Annotated in this window: 1 protein-coding gene and 1 pseudogene; one reads left to right on the top strand and one right to left on the bottom strand. The window is 47.6% G+C overall.

Annotated features, from left to right (window positions below; all coding sequences use genetic code 11):
- Positions 1–304: pseudogene (locus F6K53_RS42070) on the top strand (type I glyceraldehyde-3-phosphate dehydrogenase); the annotation flags it as partial.
- Between the two features lie 216 nt (positions 305–520).
- Here F6K53_RS42070 and F6K53_RS42065 read toward each other — a convergent pair.
- The coding region (locus tag F6K53_RS42065; RefSeq protein WP_366511443.1) for a hypothetical protein at positions 521–1,468 on the bottom strand (948 nt) is incomplete at its 5' end.

Raw genomic sequence — 1,468 nt, 5'->3', positions numbered from 1 at the left:
TCCAACACCGGATGTATCAGTGGTAGATTTGACCTTCAGGACTCAAAAGGCAACCAGCTACCCAGAGATTTGTGCAGCAATGAAGGCAGCGTCAGTTGGGGCGATGAAAGGAATTTTGGGCTATACAGAGGAGCCAGTGGTGTCCACCGATTTTCAAGGCGACCCTCATTCAAGCATTTTCGATGCTGGAGCGGGAATGGAACTTAATTCTAATTTCTTTAAAGTTGTCTGTTGGTACGACAATGAGTGGGGTTACTCTAACCGCATGATTGACCTGATGTTATCTATGGCAGCTAAAGGTTAGGTCGAGCGTAGCAGCTAGCCCAGGGAAAGGAAAAATCACTAACCACTTTCCCTGACTAGAAACTGGAGAAGGGGAAGAGGCAGAACAGACTCGAAGATACCCCAAGTTGGGAAAGACCAAACTTTCTCGTATCCCAGAAATAATAAAGCAGATGCGCGCTTCGTAGCGTCGGCGCTACGAAGCGCGCATCTGCTGACTTGGTTTGAGATTAATGAACTATTGGTGATTAAGTAAAGGAAAGTATTTTCCTTGCCGATACTCCCAAGTGATGCCCTCGGGATCCCGAGAGCGACTCCACTGGCTGAAGTTGGGCTCAGTGCGCATCCTCTTGAGTAACCTGTCCCCACAACGGAAGCGATCGCACATCTGTTTGACACTGTAGGGTTCTACTGAAATACTCTGGGATGACCCATTAGTAGTGGGAATAGTCTCTTCTATCTCAGGTTCAAAGGTGTCTGATGATTCTTGATTAACCTGATTAAGCTGATCAACTAAAGGAAAGTATTTTCCTTGCCGATACTCCCAAGTGATGCCCTCGGGATCCCGAGAGCGACTCCACTGGCTGAAGTTGGGCTCAGTGCGCATCCTCTTGAGTAACCTATCCCCGCACCGGAAGCGATCGCACATCTGTTTGACACTGTAGGGTTTTACTAAAAAACCTTGCGATAACCCATTAGTAGTGGGAGTAGTCTCATCGCTATCAGGTTCAAAGGTGTCTGATGATTCTTGATTAACCTGATTAAGCTGATCAACTAAAGGAAAATATTTTCCTTTCCGATACTCCCAAGTGATGCCCTCGGGATCCCGAGAGCGACTCCACTGGCTGAAGTTGGGCTCAGTGCGCATCCTCTTGAGTAATCTGTCCCCACAACGGAAGCGATCGCAGATCTGTTTGACACTGTAGGGTTTTACTAAAAAACCCTGGGATGACCCATTAGTAGTGGGAGTAGTATCCTCTATTTCAGGTTCAGAGGTGGCTGATGATTCTTGATTAACCTGATTAAGCTGATCAACTAAAGGAAAATATTTTCCTTGCCGATACTCCCAAGTGATGCCCTCGGGATCTCGAGAGCGACTCCACTGGCTGAAGTTTGGCTCAGTGCGCATCCTCTTGAGTAACCTGTCCCCGCACCGGAAGCGATCGCACATCTGTTTGACACTGTA

Source organism: Moorena sp. SIO4A1 (assembly GCF_010672065.1).
GTDB lineage: Bacteria > Cyanobacteriota > Cyanobacteriia > Cyanobacteriales > Coleofasciculaceae > Moorena.
Note: the sequence above shows the minus strand (reverse complement) of the source record. Positions and strands in the feature narration are given on the sequence as shown.